Here is a 21,850-nt window from a genome sequence, read left to right on the forward strand (position 1 = left end):
AACATGAAAGTAGCTATTATAACGTCGTTTCCACCAAGTAGAGTAACCTTAAACGAGTATGGATATCATTTGGTAAAGAATTTTGTACAGAACCAAGAAGTTTCAGAATTGCTTTTAATAACAGATAAAACAAAGGAGCCAAAACAATTGGATTTTGACAGTAGCTATAAAGTAAATGTTAAAGACTGTTGGTCTTTTAATAGTTATTTAAACTTCTTTTCGATTATCAAAACGGTATTAAAGGAAAAGCCGGATGCTGTTTTATTCAACTTGCAGTTTGTGAAATTTGGTGATAAAAAAATTCCGGCAGCAATGGGATTATTAATACCTATGTTTTTAAAATTATTTAGATTTAATACAGTAGTTTTATTACATAACATATTAGAGCAAGTAGATCTCGAAAGCGCTGGTTTTACCAAGAACAAATTAGCTTCAAAAATTTACAATGCTATTGGCACTAACTTAACAAAATGCATACTTAAAGCAGATTTAGTTGTGGTTACCATAAGTACATATGTTGATGTATTAGGTAAAAAATATAAAACTAAAAATGTATCACTGATACCTCACGGCTCTTTTGAAAAAACACAAACGCCTAATTTTAATCTACCGGCTGGACCTAAGAAAGTAATGGCTTTTGGAAAATTCGGGACTTACAAAAAAGTCGAAATTTTAATTGAAGCGATTGAAATCATCCGACAAAAATCAAGTGAAGCAATTGAAATTGTGATCGCTGGTACAAATAGCCCTAATACTCCAGGTTATTTAGAAAGTGTACAGGAAAAATATGCGCATGTTCCCGGTATTACGTTTACGGGTTATGTAGAGGAAAATGAAGTTCAAAATATTTTCAATGACAGTGCAATGGTTGTGTTTCCTTACACTTCAACTACCGGAAGTTCTGGAGTATTGCATCAAGCGGGTAGTTACGGAAAAGCGGTTGTAATGCCAGATTTAGGCGATTTGAGTCTGTTAGTTAAAGAAGAAGGATATCAGGGTGAGTTTTTTAATCCGGAATGTGCAGAGTCATTAGCAGCAGCTATTGAAGCTATCCTGAACGACAATGAGTACAGAATACGATTGGCCACAACTAATTACAGAGCCGCAAGTGCCCTTTCAATGGATAAAATTGTTGGAATGTATCTTCGTAGTTTTAGACAGATCGAATACAGTAAATTAGAAAAAAAATTAGTAGGTAATGTATAAAAAGGATTGTTTTTTGTTTCCTTTTTCATCAATAAAACCAAATTTTTTCTGTCTAATTTTCTGCCAAGGCCATTTTCCAGCCACTTGACTTGGAACATGCGGGAAATCATATAAAGTCCATGACATAAATGCAAGCTTGTTTTTTTTGAATAAGGCTTGAATTCTTTTATGGTATTGCGCCTGATCCGCTTCGCTATATCCTCTTAAATTCCATATGCCGTTATAGGATGGCACGCCAAACTCTTGAATTACGACTGGCTTTTTTACGGCTTTTTCTAAAAGAGTATTCTCTTTTTCGAAATCCTCAACCGCATTATAAAAGTGGTAGGATACAAAATCTACTTTATTAGCTAGTCGAGTTGCTTCATATGAATTGGACCAACCAATAGTGACTAAATGATTGGGGTCAAATTTTTTGATGACTGAAACCATATGGTTCAACCAGTTCAGGACATTGTCCTTGTCCCTATTCTCAAAGTCCAGATTGGGTTCGTTTTTTAAATCCCAAGCCAAAATAGCATTGTGGTTCTTGAATGTCGAAACTATGTTTTCGGCATGGCGGTGGGTCAACGTCCAATTTTCTAGGGTGTAGTCGCTGTAAAAATCAAAAAGGGTAACAATTACTGACAAGTTTTTTGATTCAGCCAAATCTAACATCTTTTTTAGCTTGTCTAATTTTTCTTGTTTTACATCGGCTTTCCCAAAATCGTCATACTGTATAAAAATACGAATCGAATTAAGTTTTGCTTTATTGATGATGTCAAAATCTTTGGAAATGGTGTCTAGATTAAATAAAGGGCCGAAAGTGTCCCAAGCCGAATTTTTCGGGTAATAATTGATTCCTTTGATCGTGTAAGCGACCTTGTCCTTGAGTATGTTTTGTCCTTGAATGGTATAAAGGGGATGTGGTTTTATGGTGTCGGCCACTAGCACTTCTTTCTTCATTTTTTGCATATGTCTCACTCTCCAAAATCCATCTTCAAGAAGCATCATTACTTTATAAGTCGCCGTATCTTCAACGGTACTGATTAATTTTTCTTTTTTGTAAATTTTTTGGAATTCAACCACGTTTCTGTCCGTGAAAACGACCAGTTGCCCATCGGCACTATAAAAATCCAATTTGGGGTGATGCTCTAATGTGGTGCTCTCAATGGTAATGTTATTTTTCTTATTGTGACTGATCGTCTGGTATAAATTTGCGCGGGTATTTTGAGTGTAATAATCTTCGATTCCCAGTTTTGTGTTGTCTTTAAAAGATTTGTTTTTAACGAGCCATGAAAAAAGATAGTCTTTTTCCACTTCTTTAAGCGTATTTGCTTCCATTGCCCTGCCAGCATTTGTATCACTTTCCCAAATTGTTTTGGGTAAATAGCTGTTAATAGTTTCTTTTTCCAGATGGAGCATGGATGTTCTCTCTGCACCCGTATTTAAAAACGTCAGCGTTTTATTGATACCCAACAGTAATAGTAGGTTCAACAGGATAAATGAAATAATTAGAATAGTTCGGTAAACGTTTTTGTTATTTATTAAAGACATAGTTTTTAGTTTCAGTTTTTTTTGTAATGCCTAAAGTTTGAATTTCAAAGCGATAGTTTTTTTCTTTATAAAAATCGGAGGGAATTTCGAAATTAGCCATTCCTTTTGAACTGTCTTCCTGTAAAATTTTGATTATTTTGTCGTCATGAAATATTTTTACTAGAACCTTAATCCCGTCGGGAACTAACTGGCCCATAAAACTGTTCAGTGGCCCTATGGTAAGTTTTCGATTATGGTCAGAAAAGGAATATTTAAAATCAGAAAGTATAGGTTTGTAATCCATATGCAAAATGTTACTTTTTGCAATTCCTGTGATATATCCTTTTACGGCATAACTGTCCAGGTGATCCGGATGAAGAATTTGTCCCGTGGCGATACCGTTTATCGTGCTGCCAAAGGTTTTTAAAAACATGTCGTTTTTGGTGGTAATATGGAAAACTACCATGGTTCCATCACTTACGGTGTTATTGTATTCGTCCTTGATTATTGAAGTGGTAAGAGTCGTAATTTGATTGCCATCTCCATAGCCGTGATTTCTTGAATAAAAAATAGAAAAATCGGTTGCGATATTTGGATAGACTTCGGTTTCTGTTTCTTTAGTGATGGTTTTGTCGCATACTGTTGAAGCCAGAATCTGTCCCGATTGAGTGTTCGAGTAAATATTATTCCAGGCTACAAAGTCATGCGTGTTTTTTGAAACGGCGGTTACCTTGTCTAAAAACTGATGTTTAATCAGGACGGGGGTGTTTTCTGATTTTGGATTGTCAAATCCGTCGGTGGGAATACTGACCATCATCGTAAACTCCTTGCCGCCAGCCAAGATGCTTCTGGGACCAAGATAATTTTCAATTTGGGTTTTGGTTTTGTCGTTTGGAATTATCTCAAAAGCGCCGTTTAAAACAGTTTTTTCATTGTCTATTAGAAACCAGGAAACGTTCCCAGTCTTTTTTGAGTAAATATCAGGGATTGTAAAAGTGATTTTCCCATCTTTGTTATTCCCGTTAACAACAGTTTTCCCGTAAGAATGGATGATGAAAAGCTGCGGTTTTGCAGTTTTTGACGAAGAGGAAAAAGTTAATTCCAGGTCGTTTCCCGCGACAAATAATTTGTTTGTTGAATTCAAGTGAATATCGCTGTCTTTTGCAATAAATGCAGGCGTCGCAAATGCCAAGAGAAGCAAGAGCACTAGGGAAAGCAAGATGTAAATTGTTTTCTTCATTATTTTGGATTTCCAATATAATTATTGATTTCTACTTTTATGTAGCTAAAGCCCTTTCCTTTTACTTTTTGCAGTTGTTCTTCGCCTTGGTTCACTTGTCTGTTTGGAACCACTTCTTTGGCAATAATATCATTTGGTAATCCATTTACAAAACAGTTCTTCAAGGAAGATTGAATGAGGGCTAAGTTCTCTAAATTTAATAAATTATATTCGAAATATTGTTTGCGCTGCACTCTAACACCTTCACGAATAAAAAAATGATCTACATAAATTAATTTTTTGGCATTGTTGTAATAGGATATTAATAATCCTGGGATGGTAACTTCCTGGATACCGTAATTAAATAATGTCCCGTTTATTTTGTTATCGTTTATCTGAAAATCGGACAGCGCCACTTGGTTGTACAGATCGGTAATGGTGACATTTCCGGCGCACTGAATGTCGAAGTTAAACGGCTTTTGTTTAATTTTTAATGGGGTAAACTCATTGGGGTTAAAAGTGGTGGGTTTTACATCAGTCATTTTTAACCAGGCCGTTTCTTCAAAATTTACTCTGAAAGTAGTGATTTCCTTAGGCAGTAGTTTGTGCTTGATTACAAACTTGGCATTAAAAGAGGCTGTTTTTTTATCTGATTTATCGTACAAGCTTGCGTTCAAAACAACATCTGCCGGTACGTTATCCACGTTTTGGACTTCGCCGATTACGATGTATTCGTCATCAAGCTTAATTAAATTGGCAGAAAGGATTTCAAGGACAGGTTGTTTCAAAACGTCGTCATGATAGGTCTGTTGGGTGGAAATAACTCTGCGACCGTGCTTGAAAAATTCCGTAGTATTAGAAGATAAAAACTGGTTTGGCGGAATGTCCAAATCTAATTTTTTAGGCTTAATATACCATTTCCCTTTTACTTTCACGACTTGGTGGCGATACTCTTTTTTAATGATCTCGAGCGGAGTAATCCATTTTGTTTTGGCTAATAGGATTGCTTCGTTGTCAGTTTGCGCTATCGTTTCCACTTCTATGGCATCCAATTTTGCATAGGAGTTCAGGATTCCATCCGCTACCGATGTTTCCAACATAAATTGGGAGACGGATAATTTACTTTCAGGATTGATAAAAGAATAGGCTTTTTCAAATTCTTTAAAATCAATCGCGTCGTAATAGGAACGTATCACGTTTTTCGGACTTATTTGATAAGCGGTGTTGATGTGGAACTGATAGATGAAATAAGCGGTAAAACATAATATAATAGCCGTCCATATATGCAAATAGGATATTAATCGGTTTGAAAATTTGGTGTATGAAATTCCCAGTGACAAGAATTCAGGTTTCTCAATTACTTTTAGTTTTAAGGTTTTGTAAAACATCATTTGTATGTTAAGTACAAACGCTACTGCAACGGTTAGCATCGGAATAATTCCCCACATCAGTTTTTGATAAAGAGGAACATCTTCGTAAGGAAGTGTTTTTGATAATGGGGGGACATTCAATTTTTCCCAAACCATTATCCCATTCGACAGTTGAGACAAGCGATGCCAGCCGCAGAAATACAATATGGGATCGTAAAATTTATCATTGGAAAAAACATATTTCAAATTGTATTTTTCCGGAACGGTTAAAAACTGTTGCAGGGAACCGATGCCTTCGAGCCCTCTAAATTTTGAATTTTCCAAACGCTCGACGGCTCTTGATGTTAATTCGGGAAGTCTCCTTGCCGAATGGTAGTTACCGTCAACGGTTAAGGCTTTTGTTTGATAGGATAAGGTGGCCATCTGATCCCCAAAGCCCAATGGTAAATACCTCCATTGGTCATGCTGGTCTTGATTTAAGAAATTAATGATTGGAAGCGTGTTTATTTTTTGGGGCTGAAAAGGCCTGAAGTACCCAATAGTAATAGTGAAAACAGCCATTGTCAAAAAAGTTCCTGCGATAAATCCCCCTATGATTCTGTGGTAAACGAGTCCAAATCGCAATTGCATCGCTTCTCGCAAATCACCTTCTATAAAGCGATAAATGAACTCGCCAAACATGGGTAAACACATTATGGAAGCCCACAAGGTAAAACGGTCAAGAGTAAGTATGTTAAAAGCGTTTTTACCTAATATCATTAACGGAATTGGAGTCGTCCCTCCAGTTCCCAGAATTAATAATAAAGTTAATGACAAGCCGAAAAACAAATACCGCCTGCTGTAAAACCTATAAAAAATATAAGGCAAAAAGAACAATAGGATTCCCCAAGGGATTAAAAAAAACATCAAGCCTGAAGAAGTTACCTCTAAAAAATTATCCCTGCTACCATGTGGAATGGGTACTTGGGTTATTGGGTTTTTCTTTGAGTTAATCCAGTAAGGTAAAATACAAACTACAATCAAAATCAAAGAAGCGATACCAAAGGAGATCATTCTTTTAAGTAAACTTAGGAAAGATTGGAAAAATATTTTGAATGACACTTCTTTATAACTTTGTACCTTTTCTCGAGAAACGTCCATTATTACCATACCTATCAATGGGAAAATAAAAAAAACCATTCCGAAAATAGGAGTCACATGGTGTGAACAAACCGTTACGGCAAGAAGGGATAATGAAGTAAAAAAGTATTTTAACTTACCGGTTTTTAACCAAAGATATATTTCCGGGAAAGAATGCATTAAAATGGACATAGCTATGACACTTGGTAATTGTCCGAAAATATGTAATGTTTCGACAAACGAAGAAGAAAATACCGCTAGTAGCGCTGTGTAGCCTGCGACGTTTCTGTTGCCGGTCATTAGTAAGGCAAAGCGATAAGCACCTGTTATAAATAGTACGACCCCAATAATGGCAACAGTAAACATCCCGAATTTTAAACCACCCACTAAGGATAATAATGCAATTGTTTGATGGACCAAAGGGGGATAACCCATAACGGTAAAACCGGTGTACCAGCTATAGCTCCAGGGTTCAAACCAGCCACGGGCATAATGATTTGCGAAAAACAGATGAATTAAAGCATCATAAGTGTTTTCCAAGGTGAAAAAAATAGCACTGGAGTGAAATACGATTCCCACCAACAGTGCAACAATTAAATATTTATTGGTTTTTTCTCCCACTTATAGCTCACTTATTATCATAATCGTAAATATAGGAAATAAACTATAGCGGTCGAATTTAAAGTATCTTAATCAATCATCCATTCGTCGAAACATTGCTATCCGTTCGTCTAAATTCTAAAAACAGGAAGTACTTATCGTGATATATTTGTATTGAAATAACAATGAAAACACTACAGTATGAAAATATTAGTAATCGATGATCAAGAATTAGTTGTCCTTTCTCTAAGCAAATGTCTTACGGATTTAGGGTATGAAGTTAAAACCGCCAATAATGTTTTTAATGCGATCGTTGCATATGATGAATTCAAACCGAATCTCGTTATTGCAGACATTAACATGCCTGTCTTGACCAATTCAATAGATGCTAATCAACCTTTTAGTGTAAACGATAAAGCATCAGGTTTGGAAATTGTGAAATACATAAAACAGATTAAAAAGCATGATACTCCAGTGATGATTTTATCTGGAAATAATGACGAAGAAGTGATTTTAAAAGGGTTTGAATTGGGAGTTTCAGATTATATGAAAAAACCCTTAAGCTTGAATGAAATTGGAGCAAGGGTAAAGAGATTAATTGGAGTTGATTTAGTTGATCCAGTTGATAACAGCAATAGGTTAATTCAAAATAATTGCATTGGGGTTGTCATACCTTGCTACAATGAAGAGGAAAGATTGTTGAGTGAAGAATTCAAAAAATTTGTTCATTCAAATTTAGGATATCATTTGTGTTTTGTAAATGATGGGAGTAAAGACAATACGCTTGAAGTGTTGCAAGAATTATGTAAAGGGAATGAGGACAGAATAAGTATTTATAACTGCGAAAAGAATGGTGGAAAAGCTGAGGCCGTGAGATTAGGGATGTTGCACTTGGCGAAAGACAGCCAATACAATTACATTGGTTTTCTTGACGCGGATTTGTCGACCAATTTTGATGATTTCCACGAATTGGTAAATACAATATCAAATTCTAAATATAAAATAGTTAGTGGTTCCCGCATCAACAGAATGGGAGCTGATATCGCAAAAGAATCAGCTAGAAAAATCATTAGTCAAGGGATCAATTTTATTATTAGAAAAACTTTAGGGATGGATTTCCAAGATACACAATGTGGTGCTAAAATCATGAATAAAGAAATTATTGAAAAAACCTTTAAGAAAAAGTTTTTGACCAAATGGCTGTTTGACGTTGAAATCTTTATGAGGATGAAAAATATTTATGGGAAACAAGGAGCAATAGATTTAATATGTGAGCAACCATTAAATAGATGGGTTCATATGGATGGATCTAAGCTTTCGTTTAAAGATTCCTTTAAAATTGTTGGTCAAATTGGTCAAATTGCATTTCATTATAATTAAAAAATTATTGTTAAATAGGCTTTATTGTTATTTCAGGGAGGTTGTACTTTATAAGTTCGATCTCTTTTTTTGTTTAAAATGGTTGGTTCACAAAAGTTTAACTAAGAAAATGTAAAAGGAAATTGCAGAATAATGAAATTAGGTATTACTTTTGCTAAGGGTTTTTTTATGTGTTGAAATGATTCAGCATCTGATATAAATTCATTTTAAAATGAAAGAACAAATTAAGAAATTCTTAAACGAGGAGCAAGATCCTAAAGCCATCGAAAAAGTCACTTCAAAGCTGAATGATTTACTGATGAAAAATGAAGAGATAGGCTATATCGGGGTGCAGAAAAAACCGGCGCTTACCGTTTTTCCGGATAGTATTGTTATGACTAATAAAAGAATTATAATCTGTCAACCTAAAAACCTGGGTCTCTCTATGGATTTTACAGATTATACTTGGGATCAAATTGAAGGGACTTTTGTTAAAGAAAATATCTTGGGGTCGGAATTTTCATTTTCGACGAAGACCGATATGGCCGTTTCCATTGATTATATCCCGAAAATTCAAGCCAGAAAAATCTTCACGTATGCTAAGGAGCAGTTGGATATTCTGAAAAATGTCGCAGTTTCAAATGTTACGGTTAGGGAAGACTTTTTAGCTGACACCACCGAGGAATTTGAGATTATTGAAGTAGTAGAAACTGAAGAAGTGACTAGTTTTGCCGAAATCATGCCTATCATTCCGCCACCTTTAACTATTAAAAACGAGCATTTCGATAATCCATCTGAAATTTTGAACGAAAATGGGCTCGCCGGACTGTCTCAGGATGAACTTTTCGAAAAATTACAGAACTATAAAAAACTACTTGATAACGGTTTAATTCTTCAAGGGGAATACGACACTTATAAAATGGAAATTTTAAGCTTCATGTAATGATGTTTGTACAGAAATTAAAAAGGTCAAATGATAGTTCTTATCATTTGACCTTTTTTAGTTTTATAAGGTTCTTTTCTGTTTTTCGACAAAATTAGTAGCTTGTAATTCCAGCAACTCCGTTGCTTTTCTTCGTTGTAAGTCATAGAGGTTTTTGTCTTGCGCAATGTCTTGATATACCTTATCATGCATTGCGGCACTCGTTTTAAGTAATAAACTGCGTTGGTATTTGTCTTGTTCTAAAGTGGCTTTTAATGCCGTTTCTAGATCCTCCAGTTTAAAATCATATTCTCCTTTGGGAGATAGCAATTTAGCGATAATAGGGGATGTTTCAATAGCTAAAAACAGTAACATGATAAATAATGAAGGAATTGAAGGAAGTTTGTTTAACGCGTTTATTCGTGCCATCAAGCCGTCAAATCCATCTATTATAGGTTGTGTTTCGGTTACTTTTTTATCCAAATCAGCTTGAAGTACTGCTGCCATTTTTTCTTTTTTGGCGATTTTTTCCAGATTGTTTTTTCGAATGGTATCCAATTGCGCGGAAGCGAGATTATGTTTGGCTATTTTCTCTTTAAAAACGGGGCCTTTGCCCAATTTCAGGGTGCCTTTTGTCCCTTCTGCTTCTGCAATATAGGTGTCGTACAAGGTGTTGACTTCCTTTTCTTTTTTCGAAATATCCGCTTTTAAGCTCGCGATTTCGGATTTGTTTTTATCTAAATCGGATTTGAAGTAATTCGCCACTTCCTTTTTGTTTTCAAGCGCCATAGCGTTTTTTTCTTTCAATAAAACGGTGTTGATTTCTTTCTCGAAAATTTTAATTTCCAATGGCTTGGATATTACGATAGCAATGATAATAGCCAAAATAATTCGGGGTGTTGCCTGTAGAAATTCACTTCCGAATTTATCTCTTTTTCGAATAGTAGAAACAATGAAGCGGTCCAGATTGAAGATGAGCAAACTCCAGACTAATCCAAAAAGTAGGGTGGGATATACGCTGTCAAAAACAGTAAACAGAGCGTATGCACTAGCGATAAATGCCATGACGGCGGTAAAGAAAACGGTGGCGCCAATACCTGCGTATTTGCCTTGTTCTCCTTCGGAGCAGCCTTCTAGGATTTCATTGTCAGCTCCTGAGCAGAGGATAAAAAATTGTTTTAACATGATTGATTTTTTTGATTGATTGATCTTTCCAAATTTAACGCCAAAAAATCAACAATGCTATAAATCGCTGATTTGATTTCCTTTAGGAGGTTCTTAAAATCAAAAAGAGCTGTCCTATGGGAACAGCTCTTTTCTTTTTTGAATTATAATTAACTTATGCTTTAGGTGCTCCCGCCATTATTTCAGGGTTTGCAAATTCTTCAAATTTGGCAAAATTAGCTTTAAATTTTTGAGCTAATTCAACTGCTTTTTGGTCATATAAAACCGCATCTTTCCATGTTTTGCTGGGATTTAGTATATCAGCAGGAACATCAGGACAAGATTGAGGTATCGCTAATCCAAAAACAGCATGGTCTTTATATTCTACAGCGTCTAATTCTCCGTTTAAAGCGGCAGTAATCATGGCACGTGTGTATTTTAATTTCATCCTGCTACCCGTTCCGTAAGCTCCACCCGTCCATCCAGTGTTTATCAACCAAACTTTTACATCTGCTTCTGTAATTTTTTTACTCAACATTTCAGCATATCTTGTTGGGTGAAGCGGCATAAACGGTGCTCCAAAACAAGCAGAAAAATTAGGTTGAGGCTCTGTAACCCCAGCTTCAGTACCAGCAACTTTAGCGGTGTAGCCAGAGATAAAGTGGTAGGCAGCTTGACCTGGTGTCAATCTTGAAATTGGAGGTAAGATTCCAAATGAATCTGCGGTAAGGAAAAATATATTTTTAGGATTTTTTCCAATAGAACTTGGTTGAATGTTATCAATATGGTATATCGGGTAGCTAACTCTTGTATTTGGTGTTATGGAAACATCTTCAAAGTCAACTTCGTTTGTGCCCTCTTTAAAAATTACATTTTCTAAAATGGCTCCTTTTTTAATTGCTCTAAAGATATCTGGTTCGTTTTCTTCAGAAAGATTGATCACTTTAGCATAACATCCGCCTTCAAAATTGAAAACAGTATTTTCACTAGTCCATCCATGCTCATCATCACCGATCAATTTTCTTTTTGGATCTGCTGATAAAGTAGTTTTTCCGGTTCCTGACAAACCAAAGAAAATGGCTGTGTCTTCTTTATCACCTACATTAGCACTACAATGCATCGGTAATGCATTCTTATTGACAGGCAATATGAAATTTAATGCAGAAAAAATTCCTTTTTTCATTTCACCAGTATAACCGGTACCGCCTATAAGTGCAATTTTTCTTGTGAAATCTAATATGGCAAAATTGCTTTGACGTGTAGCGTCAGTTGCAGCGTCAGCTAAGAAACTTGGAACGCACAGTAAGGTCCAGTCTGGTGTGAAGTTCTCCAGTTCTTTTTGTTCCGGTCTCAAAAACATATTGTAACAAAATAAATTTGCCCAAGGTGTTTCAGTAACTACGCGAACATTTAATCTGTAATTAGGATCGGCACATACATAAGAGTCCCTAACGAATACTTCTTTATCAGATAAGTAAGAAGTTACTTTTTTGTACAATGCTTCAAAAGCTTTTGGCTCAAAAGGAATATTCACTTTTCCCCACCAAACTTGGTCTTCAGTAATATTATCTTTAACAATAAATCGATCCAAAGGCGAACGTCCTGTGTATTCTCCTGTGTTAATAGCTAATGCACCAGTCGAAGTTTCGATTCCTTGGCCGGACGCTATTGTCATGTCATGTAATTCGTTGGCTGATAATTGATAATGAATCTTTGCGTTTTCGATTCCCAAGTCTTTTAACGAAATCGATTGCGTAAACGGTGTGTTATTATTCATAAAATTACGTATTGTGTAGTTAAATTATTTGCATGCAAAAGTAAAGCTAATATTTTATATACCATTTAATTATCTTATTTTTTTGGTTTTTTCTTCAAAAAATGCAAAAACAATACGCCCCAAGCCAGTATTAGCAGGAGTCCACCGATAGGAGTCACAAAACCGATCACTTTGAAATCAAAAGAAGTCATGGTGTTTGTAGCCAATAAATAAATGGATCCAGAAAATAAAAGGACACCAAAAACGACTAAATTAAAGATAATTTTTTTTGTTTTTTCAGTTAGGTCCCCTAACATTCCAATAAAGATTAAAAACAATGCATGGTACATTTGATAGCGTACTCCAGTTTCAAAAGTAAGTAGTTGTTCAGGTAGTAGTGTTTTTTTTAGGGCATGTGCTCCAAATGCACCTAATACTATCGCTATCATACCAAAAAGAGCTCCTGTTGAAATTAATTTCTTGTTCATTTATTCCGTATTTTTTCTTTGTAAAAGTATTCCTTATCGGATTAATACAAAACATTTTTTGATGAATAGTTTTATACTTTTTCGTTAGAAAAAACGGAATTGAGTCTATTTGTTTGTTTTGTTGAAAACATAGTGAGGATTTAACAGCGAGTATTTGTTATAAATATAACATTTATATATATTTGTGTTATATTTATAAAACACATGAGAACCATTTTAATTATAGGTGCTGGTAGGTCAGCATCCTCGTTGATAGAATATCTTTTAAATAAATCAGAAAAGGAGAGCTTACATCTCGTTATCGGTGATTTATCGTTGCCTTTAGCCCAAAAGAAAACGAATAATCATCCTAATGCCACTGCAATCGCTTTAGATATTTTTGACGCGAGTCAAAGAAAAGTGGCAATTGAAAAAGCAGATATTGTTATCTCGATGTTGCCAGCTCATTTGCATATTGAGGTAGCAAGAGATTGTGTTGTTTATAAAAAAAACTTGGTTACCGCTTCTTATGTTAGCGATGCCATGCAAGAATTGGACGAGGCTGTAAAAGAAAACAATTTGATTTTCATGAATGAAATTGGGCTGGATCCTGGAGTTGATCACATGAGTGCCATGAAAATAATAGATGAAATAAGTGATAAGGGCGGAAAAATGCTTTTATTCGAATCCTTTTGTGGGGGTCTAGTTGCACCGGAGTCAGATACGAATCGTTGGAACTATAAATTCACTTGGGCTCCCCGTAATGTGGTTCTTGCAGGACAGGGTGGTGCGGCTAAATTTATTCAGGAGGGGACATACAAGTATATACCCTATTGTAATTTATTCAGAAGAACAGAATTCCTAGAAGTAGAAGATTATGGCCGCTTTGAGGCATATTCTAATAGGGATTCATTGAAATACAGAAGTGTATATGGTTTAGATGATGTACTGACCTTATATAGGGGGACTATTCGCCGTGTAGGTTTTTCGAAGGCTTGGAATATGTTTGTTCAACTGGGAATGACGGATGACGGTTACGTGATGGAAGACTCTGAAAACATGAGCTACCGTCAATTTGTAAATTCATTTTTACCGTATCACCCCACAGATTCCGTTGAAATTAAGACACGCTTAATTTTAAAGATTGATCAGGATGATATAATGTGGGATAAATTGCTGGAACTGGATTTATTCAATAACACAAAAATAGTGGGTCTTAAAAATGCCACACCAGCGCAAATATTAGAAAAAATATTAAGCGATAATTGGACGTTGGAACCGGACGACAAAGACATGATAGTGATGTATCATAAATTCGGATATGAATTGGACGGTGCTAAGAAACAAATCGATTCTAAAATGGTTTGTATCGGGGAAGACCAGACCTATACTGCAATGGCAAAAACGGTTGGTTTACCTGTAGCCATGGCAACATTGCTAATTTTAAACGGGAAGATTACCACGCCCGGAGTACAACTCCCTATTCGTAAAGAAGTGTATCTACCGATATTGAAAGAATTAGAAGAATATGGTGTTGTTTTTAAAGAACAATCCATGCCTTATTTTGGGTATGGACCAGACAATACCATTTAGGTAATGGTTTTTAGTTTGTAGTAAGATAAATCCGCTTCGTAAAGAAGCGGATTTGTTGTTTTACAGCGGTTTTTAATCTGTTTGAATGCTAATTGGTAAACTATATTGTACTCTTACTGGTTTGTCGTTAACTCTGGCCGGAATCCAATTTGGAGATAGTTTTAAAACGCGAAGTGCTTCTTCTCCGGTTCCATAACCCATGTCGCGAAGAATTTTAAATTCAGAAAGGCTTCCGTCTTTTTCGATGGTAAATATTAAGTATACTTTACCATTTAATTTCATTTTTGAAGCTTCCTCCGAAATTTTAAAATTTTCGCCAACAAATTTATAGAATTCACTCATTCCACCTGGGAATTGAGGTCTCGTATCAATCCCTGCAATGTTATAGACCGCGTCATTATTTTTGTTGTTAACAATTAATTCAACGTATTTTGGTCCTGCTGCGTTTTTTATGTCAATTAGTTGTGCGCTCTTTTCCTGTTTGCTTTTTGGGGCTGTGGCAGGAGGTGGAGGTGGCGGAATGTTTTTCTTTTCTTCGGACGTCAGTTGAGAGAGGCTTTTTTCGGATATAATATTTCCATTCTTGTCTTTAGTCCTAAAAGTAGTATTTTCAAAATATTTTTCCATTCCGGTAACTGAAGTGGTCGAATTGATTTGAGTTTCTGTTTTCTTTTCTTGGGCTACTGTCTTTACGCATACTAAGAAAACGAGTCCCGTAAATAGTGGTGCTAACACCAGTTTTTTCAACATGGACCTAGTTGTCGATGTGGTTTTTGTCATCATAATTAATCTTTTTTTAGTTATTGAATAATTTAAATTACTGGCCAAGTAATAGCTTGAGTTCGCGTTTGAAACTGATAATAGTAGATTCTGGTAAAACGGAACATTGTTATATGATTTTACGACTTTCTCGTCTGCGAGGAATTCGTGGTTGAGTTGTATTGCCTTTTTATAAAAAATGAACACGGGGTTAAACCAAAGCAACATTTTAAGAATTTCGATAAACAGGATGTCTAGTGTGTGTTTTTGGGTTACGTGGATTAATTCATGGGTATAAAGTTCTGCTTCAATTTTTCTATTATGATAATCTGTGTCGTTGATGAATATGGTATTCAAAAAAGTATGCGGAAGTATTTTCTCTTTTAGTAGAACCAGTTTTGAGTTTTTATAATCAATAGCAGGATTTGATTTTATTCTTGAGGTTAATTTTCGAATGTTCTTCGCAAATCGGATTATGAGTACCGAAGTCACGATAGCATATAAGGCCCAAAGGGCAACAAGCCAGTAATCCCTCGAGTCTTCTATAATCGTCATGGCAGCTTCTCCAGGTTTTATGGTCCCTTTCCCCATCAAAGGACTTATAGATTCTGTTATTACTTCAATAGTTATAAATGGGATGCTGAGTGAAAAGACAAGGCTAAACAAAAGGTAAAATCTATTGAACTGATGTATTTTCTCTTTTTCAAGCAGAATGTGATATACAGCCAATAGGACTGTCAGCGAAAGTGTCGATTTGATTATGAAGTCCATCATTTTTTCTTTTTTTGCAGTTGGTCGTCTATTATTTTTTTCAGATCTTCCAATTCCGCTGATGATAAATTGGTTTCGGTGGTGAAGAAGGAAGCGAACTGTGAGGCCGAATTGTTGAAAAAATTAGTGATTAGTCCGTTGACGTGTTTGGAGAAATAGTCGGTTTTTTTTACCAATGGATAGTATTCCCTGGAATTTCCAAACTCATTGTACCCCACAAAATCTTTATCGATCATCCTCTTCAATAAAGTGGCAACCGTTGTCGTTTTTGGTTTTGGCTCCGCAAAAGTCTGAAGTAAATCTTTCATAAAGGCTTTCTCCAGTTTCCAAAGCTGTTCCATCAGTTGTTCTTCGGCTTTAGTTAATTGTTGCATTTTTTATTTTTTATATGTGTTGTTTTCTTCTGAGATTAAATCTCCTTTATGATACTGGCGCGTTGTTGTTAAGTTGCTTTTGTTGTCATAATATTTCCATGTTCCGGAATAATACCAATGGAGTTGCTTTTTGTCGTCGTTGATTTTTGTTACCCCTTTTGCTCGTATTTTTCCATTCTCGTGATAAAATTTCGTGTAACAGATATTTCCTTTGTGCTTTTCTCTTTTGATTATTTTACCGTCTAGATAATACCGCCACCTTTTTATAGGATTGTCATTTTTATACTTTCCAACTGATCTGTAATGGGCGTTGTCCAGTGAATATTTTTCTATCCAAAGACCCTCTCTTTTTCTTTCTACGGTTTAATTCATGGGTTTTGTTTTGCACGAAAACAAACTAAAGATACAAATTAAGTTGATAATTAAATTTCTCATATGCTTTTCACTTCTACAAATACAAATTCTACTCTACAAATGTAGAGATATATTTGAAATAAACAAATTTTATAGTTATTTATTTGAATAATAGCTATTTGCGGTTGTGGAGTCCCTTTAAATAATAGAGAGGCGGTAATTTATAAGAGGATATAGAACGTGATTTTTACGAATTTATGGGAATTAGGAAGCGGAAATTATCGTTGGATTCTGTTTTTGTGGTAGTAACTTCATGTTGTTGTATGTGCGTTAGGGATAGCAGCGAAAATCCTCTTTTGTTTCGTTCTAAAAACGAGATAAAAGAGATTGAAGCGGATAGCTCGCCCTTGTTGCTGCACTAGTGTGTGGACTGAAATAGCTGTTGCTGCAACTAGGGAACGCCAAAAAAAAATCCGCTCATTTCTGAACGGATTTTTTAGATGTAGGTGGAGTACATTTATTTGCTTAACTCAACAAAATATTTGTAAAACAATGGAATAGTTTCGATTCCTTTAAGGTAATTAAAGATTCCGAAATGTTCGTTTGGTGAGTGAATAGCATCACTGTCTAAACCGAATCCCATTAGGATTGTTTTGCTTTTCAATTCTTTTTCGAATAAAGCTACAATAGGGATACTTCCACCAGAACGAACTGGAATAGCTGGAACTCCAAAAGTCTCGGTGTATGCCATGTTAGCGGCCTTGTATCCGATGCTATCGATAGGTGTCACATAGCCCTGACCTCCGTGATGCGGTGTCACTTTTACGGTTACTGAATCAGGAGCGATACTTATGAAATGCTTCGTGAATAATTCGGTGATGTGCTCCCATTCTTGGTTGGGTACTAAACGCATGGAGATTTTAGCAAACGCTTGACTTGCGATAACCGTTTTAGCGCCTGTACCAGTATAACCGCCCCAGATTCCGTTTACATCCAATGTGGGACGAATGGAGTTTCTTTCGTTAGTCACATAGCCTTTTTCGCCATAGACGTCTTTTAGGTCGAGTGCTTTTTTATATTTTTCTAAGCTAAAAGGGGCCTTTGCCATTTCAGCTCTTTCTTCAAGAGATAATTCTTCGACATTGTCATAAAAACCAGGAATGGTAATATGATTGTTTTCGTCATGAAGCGAAGCGATCATTTTTGCCAAAATATTGATGGGATTGGCAACTGCGCCCCCGTATAAGCCGGAATGTAAATCACGATTGGGTCCGGTAACTTCCACTTCGACATAACTCAGTCCGCGAAGACCGGTTGTAATAGAAGGCTGTTGATTAGAGATCATTCCAGTATCTGAAATTAAGATCACATCATTTTTAAGTTTTTCGGTATTGTTTTCAACGAAGGTTTTTAGGTTAACACTTCCCACTTCTTCTTCGCCTTCAATCATAAATTTCACGTTGCAAGGCAAAGTATTGCTTTGGATCATGTATTCGAATGCTTTTACGTGCATGTACATTTGTCCTTTATCGTCACATGCACCACGTGCAAAAATGGCTCCTTCCGGATGAATATCAGTCGTTTTAATCACAGGCTCAAATGGGGGAGAAGTCCAAAGTTCCATGGGGTCTGCCGGTTGTACATCATAATGACCGTAAACTAATACCGTTGGTAAGTTTTTATCGATTATTTTTTCACCATAGACAATCGGGTAACCATCAGTTTCACAGATTTCTACGAAATCACAGCCTGCTTTTTCCAAGCTTAGCTTTACTACTTCGGAAGTTTCAATAACATCTTGCGAGTAGGCTGCGTCAGCACTTACGGAAGGCATTTTTAATAACTCGATTAACTCGTTGATAAAACGGTCTTTGTTTTCTTGTACGTATGACTTTATATTTTTCATTTATTGACTTGTTTTTAGAAGTTCAAAAGTACAAAAAATAGAATAAAAACTTTTTTTGAAAAATTGCTTTGAATGTTGGAAGATATAACTATATTTGCACTCACAATTACGCGGATATGGTGAAATTGGTAGACATGCCAGACTTAGGATCTGGTGCCGCAAGGCGTGTAGGTTCGAGTCCTATTATCCGCACTTAAAACAACTCAATTATCTTTTTTATAGGTAATTGAGTTTTTTTATTTTTAGAACTTGCTGAACCATTGCGGCTTTGCCTTAAAATTATTCCATTTTTTAGTTTGAAATAGAACTATACCTCCATTAAATTCCAACCTTTTGAAAAAATCAGTTTAAATTACTTAACTAAAAACAAATAGGTTTTATCTGCTATGGTCTAGTTTAGACTATAATTGGAAAAGATTGAGCGCAATATTTAATAAAGATTAATTAATACTGTTCGATTATTCTATTTCATTCTACTTTAGAATAGGATTGATTTTTACACGCGCGTCAGATAGGATTATTTAATTGGTGCTACGCATGGGTATTCGTCGGATAATTGAACAAATTATTAATAAATATTTACACAGGTAAAAGATAGCACGATATTCAATTAATAGGCTTCCTTCGGTTTTGTAAACTACTGTTTTTCTTTCCTATTTCTAATGTATCGTAATAGTAGACTCTTTCCTCCGATGCTAATGCAACTACTTTTATTTTGCTTTAAAAATAACAATAAAAACACTGAATAAAACATTATAATTTTTGTCTTATTTAATATATTTGTAAGGAATTTAATAATCTATACAAATGACAGCAGTTTATACAATAGAACAGAATATATCAACGCAAGAAAATATTGTTGATGGTGCGAAAGTCTACATAGACAACGTTAGGGGTTCAGTAAAATTTAGTGATAGAACTGAAGGAAAGAAGTTAATGTTAGAAATTGAGAATGGAAATGTCAAAGAATTACATGTTCATTCAATTGATAGACTTGGAAAGAATACTATCGATATTTTAAGTACAATTAACCTGATCACTTCCTATGGTTGCAATGTTATTGCAGATAAAGAAGGATTACAAATGTTAATAGATGGTAAAGAAAATCCAATTGCAAAAATGATGATTGGCATTTTATCGACATTGTCAGATAAAACACTTAACGAGTGGAAAGATTATTAGGCGTACTCTATCGCTTTCTAAATGTTCCATTTCTTTAGTGCAGAAAGTGATTAAATTACAAACAGAATGTTGATACGATTTTAATTGAAAAGATTGAGTTTAATTATTCGTTAAACTCCTTTTTTTTAATGTGTTTTATCAACGAATATTGTTTTGGCAGGTCGATGTTGCCAAAGCAAATCCAGCAACAGATCCTATCGAACCTCCAACTAAGGATAGAAAAAAAGATAGAGTAGAAACATTACCATTAGGTCCAATACTTGAAAGGTGGGCGAGATGATAACCAATAAAACATCCAGCAGTTCCTCCAATAGTAAAGGCTACTATTTTAGACAAAATTTTTAATTTTTTTTCGAGTTTCATTTCTTTTACGCGCGTCATTTTTTTTGGTTTCATGAAACTAAATTATAAATTTATCTACTGTGTTGCAAAAGAGTAGATTAAAAACACGTTAAAAACGTTGAAATACATAATATCAATTATTTTTAAACAAGGAGGGTGTTATAAAAGTGTTTCGGTAAAATTAAATTATAAACCTAAATAAGACAGTAAATTAATCTGTTGGGGTGGTAGATCCTGTTTTGTTTGTTGTTGCGGGTACTCTTTATGGTTCTAATATTGTGCGCAATCTCTTTTTGCGTTTCAGAATCTGAGTCAATCCATTTGTTAAATACGCTCTTTTGATTTGCTCGAATACTTTCCAATCCCGTTTGAAGTAGTATTTTAAGCCCTTGTGATTTAAAAAATACTACGATTTTTTTGCATTGAAATATTCGTTACCTAGCAAAGTGTAGTTTTTGCGTTAATAGAATTGACTTTCGCTGGTTCTGTTTTAGTTGAATTAGTGTAATATATTATATTCTCTTTTATTAGTTGAGGTGTAGGAATCGACAATATAATTAAAGGGTCAATACTTGCACCCCTACGATGTAGAAAGTCTATTTTTTTGCTTATTATCTCGGTCAGTTGCAATTGTATTTTATATGAATTTTGAGAGGTTAAGTTTTTTAATATTGTCTTATGTTTATAGAAGTTGGCTTTGGTTCTTTTGCTGAGTATTTCAGTCCAGTAAAGAGGGTTTTTACAGTTCGATAAACAGCGACTTTTTGACTGTACAGTGTTGTCGTAATAAAGTATATTGTTGAACTCATTTAATAACTCATCTTTGAAATTATAGAAACCGTAATTTGCTAAATCCTGTTAATTATAAATCCCGCGTTCGTTTAGGTTTGAATTTTAGTGTACTTAATCTTAAAACGTAATATCTCGGTATCAATTTCGAGCCCTTTTGACCTGTAATGTACTGCCTTATTGTAGCTTTTAATAATAGATTGAGAATGTTGCATCTGTTTATATTTGCCCTAATATTAATTTTTTTGATTGTTATAACTGTAAGCTGGTTAATTTGAACTTATAAACCAGTTCTAATATAATTCTTTATTCGTTGCTAACAATCCTTAATTTTGGCGCTTTGTCTTTGTTGAGGTCTTCATAGGACTGCGTCAATAAATCGAATTTGACAGGTTTATAGTTTTCATTTTGAGAATTATCAGTGTATAATTTTATATCGTATCATTCCTATAATCTTTCGTATACTCGTTAAATTTCACAAGTTCTTTTTTGTTTCTGTATTGCTTGGAATCTTTTAATGATTTCTATTAAACAAAAGTTAAATAATTCTAAAATTTAGTCTTCGTATTACTTTTGCTTTGGTTTTTGTAATAATTTTGGCAGGAGAATGTTTAATTTATATTGTGTGTCAATTTGGTTTTCTATAGTAATGTTTAACTTTATGATAAACATGAGAGCTTAAGTTTTCAAAATTGTACAGAGCAAGTTGTTGTAAATTATTTTAGTACCGGATTATATTTGGGGGTTACCAGATTTCTTTAGTCTCTTGTATTTTGAATTAGTAAATGAAGTATAGAATTCGTGAAAGATATTTTTGTTTAACAACTACTTAATGCGAAATTTTGATTTCAAGTTAAGTAGGGTAATCCTAAAACAAATTACTAGTAACTTTTAATTACTGTTTGTTCCGTGTTCTATTAGTGTCATTTCGGGTATTTTGTTTTGTTAAGGTCTTTATATAATTTCACAAATAAATCGGCGTTCGCATCCTTGTCTTCGCGTTTGTTTATGTAGGTTATAAATAAACTCTTTTTTAAATGTCCTGTTATTCCAGTTTGTACTGCGGTTGTTATCTTTTTATAA

General features: G+C 34.8%; 15 protein-coding genes and 1 tRNA gene. 6 read left to right on the forward strand and 10 right to left on the reverse strand.

Annotation, left to right across the window (positions count from 1 at the left end; genetic code table 11):
• Positions 1–3: 3 nt before the first annotated feature.
• On the forward strand, positions 4–1,206 hold the full coding sequence (locus CXF59_RS14080; protein ID WP_101138366.1) for a glycosyltransferase: 1,203 nt from the start codon (positions 4–6) through the stop codon (positions 1,204–1,206).
• Here the strand turns inward: CXF59_RS14080 and CXF59_RS14085 are convergent.
• From CXF59_RS14085 to CXF59_RS14095, 3 genes are read right to left on the reverse strand one after another with little or no spacing between them, the layout of a single operon-like run.
• Positions 1,189–2,742 carry a glycoside hydrolase family 2 TIM barrel-domain containing protein gene (locus CXF59_RS14085; protein WP_101138367.1) on the reverse strand — a complete coding sequence of 518 codons (1,554 nt, stop codon included), beginning with the start codon at positions 2,740–2,742 and terminating at the stop codon, positions 1,189–1,191. The two genes, CXF59_RS14080 and CXF59_RS14085, sit on opposite strands and share 18 nt — an antisense overlap.
• Positions 2,726–3,961, reverse strand: a complete 1,236-nt coding sequence (locus tag CXF59_RS14090) for a hypothetical protein (RefSeq protein WP_101138368.1) — start codon at positions 3,959–3,961, stop codon at positions 2,726–2,728. The genes CXF59_RS14085 and CXF59_RS14090 overlap by 17 nt, the downstream gene beginning before the upstream one ends.
• Positions 3,961–7,050 (reverse strand): hypothetical protein, encoded by a 3,090-nt coding sequence (locus CXF59_RS14095; protein WP_101138369.1) that lies wholly within the window; start codon positions 7,048–7,050, stop codon positions 3,961–3,963. The genes CXF59_RS14090 and CXF59_RS14095 overlap by 1 nt, the downstream gene beginning before the upstream one ends.
• Positions 7,051–7,230: 180 nt before the next feature.
• On the opposite strand from CXF59_RS14095, the gene CXF59_RS14100 reads away from it, so the two are divergent.
• Entirely contained in the window at positions 7,231–8,409 is a 1,179-nt protein-coding gene (locus tag CXF59_RS14100; protein WP_101138370.1) for a glycosyltransferase, read from the forward strand.
• A 211-nt stretch (positions 8,410–8,620) separates the two neighbouring features.
• Complete coding sequence (locus tag CXF59_RS14105; RefSeq protein WP_101138371.1) at positions 8,621–9,331, forward strand: PH domain-containing protein; 711 nt, start codon at positions 8,621–8,623, stop codon at positions 9,329–9,331.
• A gap of 63 nt (positions 9,332–9,394) precedes the next feature.
• Here CXF59_RS14105 and CXF59_RS14110 read toward each other — a convergent pair whose 3' ends face one another.
• From CXF59_RS14110 to CXF59_RS14120, 3 genes are all read right to left on the reverse strand, one after another.
• Positions 9,395–10,495: a DUF4407 domain-containing protein gene (locus tag CXF59_RS14110; protein WP_101138372.1), complete on the reverse strand. Its 1,101-nt coding sequence runs from the start codon at positions 10,493–10,495 to the stop codon at positions 9,395–9,397.
• Between the two features lie 154 nt (positions 10,496–10,649).
• The gene (gene pckA / locus CXF59_RS14115; RefSeq protein ID WP_101138373.1) at positions 10,650–12,251 is read right to left on the reverse strand and encodes a phosphoenolpyruvate carboxykinase (ATP); all 1,602 of its coding nucleotides are present in this window, start codon (positions 12,249–12,251) and stop codon (positions 10,650–10,652) included.
• Between the two features lie 74 nt (positions 12,252–12,325).
• Positions 12,326–12,718 carry a DUF423 domain-containing protein gene (locus CXF59_RS14120; RefSeq protein ID WP_101138374.1) on the reverse strand — a complete coding sequence of 131 codons (393 nt, stop codon included), beginning with the start codon at positions 12,716–12,718 and terminating at the stop codon, positions 12,326–12,328.
• Between the two features lie 204 nt (positions 12,719–12,922).
• Here CXF59_RS14120 and CXF59_RS14125 point away from each other — a divergent pair, with 204 nt between their 5' ends.
• The gene (locus CXF59_RS14125; protein ID WP_101138375.1) at positions 12,923–14,290 is read left to right on the forward strand and encodes a saccharopine dehydrogenase family protein; all 1,368 of its coding nucleotides are present in this window, start codon (positions 12,923–12,925) and stop codon (positions 14,288–14,290) included.
• 72 nt (positions 14,291–14,362) lie between these two features.
• Here the strand turns inward: CXF59_RS14125 and CXF59_RS14130 are convergent, their stop codons facing one another.
• The 3 genes from CXF59_RS14130 to CXF59_RS14140 all read right to left on the reverse strand — a co-directional run bounded on the left by CXF59_RS14130 (position 14,363) and on the right by CXF59_RS14140 (position 18,454).
• Positions 14,363–15,823, reverse strand: coding sequence for a M56 family metallopeptidase (locus tag CXF59_RS14130; RefSeq protein ID WP_101138376.1), 1,461 nt, complete (start codon positions 15,821–15,823; stop codon positions 14,363–14,365).
• Positions 15,820–16,194 (reverse strand): BlaI/MecI/CopY family transcriptional regulator, encoded by a 375-nt coding sequence (locus CXF59_RS14135; protein WP_101138377.1) that lies wholly within the window; start codon positions 16,192–16,194, stop codon positions 15,820–15,822. The genes CXF59_RS14130 and CXF59_RS14135 overlap by 4 nt, the downstream gene beginning before the upstream one ends.
• Positions 16,195–17,065: 871 nt before the next feature.
• Positions 17,066–18,454 (reverse strand): dipeptidase, encoded by a 1,389-nt coding sequence (locus CXF59_RS14140; protein WP_101138378.1) that lies wholly within the window; start codon positions 18,452–18,454, stop codon positions 17,066–17,068.
• Between the two features lie 110 nt (positions 18,455–18,564).
• Between CXF59_RS14140 and CXF59_RS14145 the strand changes: the two genes are divergently transcribed.
• Together CXF59_RS14145 and CXF59_RS14150 are read left to right on the forward strand one after the other, a co-directional pair.
• Positions 18,565–18,646, forward strand: a tRNA-Leu gene (locus CXF59_RS14145).
• A gap of 615 nt (positions 18,647–19,261) precedes the next feature.
• Positions 19,262–19,636 (forward strand): recombinase family protein, encoded by a 375-nt coding sequence (locus CXF59_RS14150; RefSeq protein WP_101138379.1) that lies wholly within the window; start codon positions 19,262–19,264, stop codon positions 19,634–19,636.
• Positions 19,637–19,774: 138 nt separating this feature from the next.
• Here the strand turns inward: CXF59_RS14150 and CXF59_RS14155 are convergent, their stop codons facing one another.
• Complete coding sequence (locus CXF59_RS14155; RefSeq protein ID WP_101138380.1) at positions 19,775–20,032, reverse strand: hypothetical protein; 258 nt, start codon at positions 20,030–20,032, stop codon at positions 19,775–19,777.
• Positions 20,033–21,850 lie beyond the last annotated feature (1,818 nt).

The organism is Flavobacterium sp. ALD4 (genome assembly GCF_002836475.1).
Classification (GTDB): domain Bacteria; phylum Bacteroidota; class Bacteroidia; order Flavobacteriales; family Flavobacteriaceae; genus Flavobacterium.

Coding starts and splice junctions, on each gene's coding strand:
- CXF59_RS14110 (WP_101138372.1), bottom strand. CDS start 10,495: ATGTTAAAACAATTTTTTATCCTCTGCTCAGGAGCTGACAATGAAATC.
- CXF59_RS14090 (WP_101138368.1), bottom strand. CDS start 3,961: ATGAAGAAAACAATTTACATCTTGCTTTCCCTAGTGCTCTTGCTTCTC.
- CXF59_RS14140 (WP_101138378.1), bottom strand. CDS start 18,454: ATGAAAAATATAAAGTCATACGTACAAGAAAACAAAGACCGTTTTATC.
- CXF59_RS14150 (WP_101138379.1), top strand. CDS start 19,262: ATGACAGCAGTTTATACAATAGAACAGAATATATCAACGCAAGAAAAT.
- CXF59_RS14080 (WP_101138366.1), top strand. CDS start 4: ATGAAAGTAGCTATTATAACGTCGTTTCCACCAAGTAGAGTAACCTTA.
- CXF59_RS14085 (WP_101138367.1), bottom strand. CDS start 2,742: ATGTCTTTAATAAATAACAAAAACGTTTACCGAACTATTCTAATTATT.
- CXF59_RS14125 (WP_101138375.1), top strand. CDS start 12,923: ATGAGAACCATTTTAATTATAGGTGCTGGTAGGTCAGCATCCTCGTTG.
- CXF59_RS14155 (WP_101138380.1), bottom strand. CDS start 20,032: ATGAAACCAAAAAAAATGACGCGCGTAAAAGAAATGAAACTCGAAAAA.
- pckA (WP_101138373.1), bottom strand. CDS start 12,251: ATGAATAATAACACACCGTTTACGCAATCGATTTCGTTAAAAGACTTG.
- CXF59_RS14100 (WP_101138370.1), top strand. CDS start 7,231: ATGAAAATATTAGTAATCGATGATCAAGAATTAGTTGTCCTTTCTCTA.
- CXF59_RS14105 (WP_101138371.1), top strand. CDS start 8,621: ATGAAAGAACAAATTAAGAAATTCTTAAACGAGGAGCAAGATCCTAAA.
- CXF59_RS14130 (WP_101138376.1), bottom strand. CDS start 15,823: ATGATGGACTTCATAATCAAATCGACACTTTCGCTGACAGTCCTATTG.
- CXF59_RS14120 (WP_101138374.1), bottom strand. CDS start 12,718: ATGAACAAGAAATTAATTTCAACAGGAGCTCTTTTTGGTATGATAGCG.
- CXF59_RS14135 (WP_101138377.1), bottom strand. CDS start 16,194: ATGCAACAATTAACTAAAGCCGAAGAACAACTGATGGAACAGCTTTGG.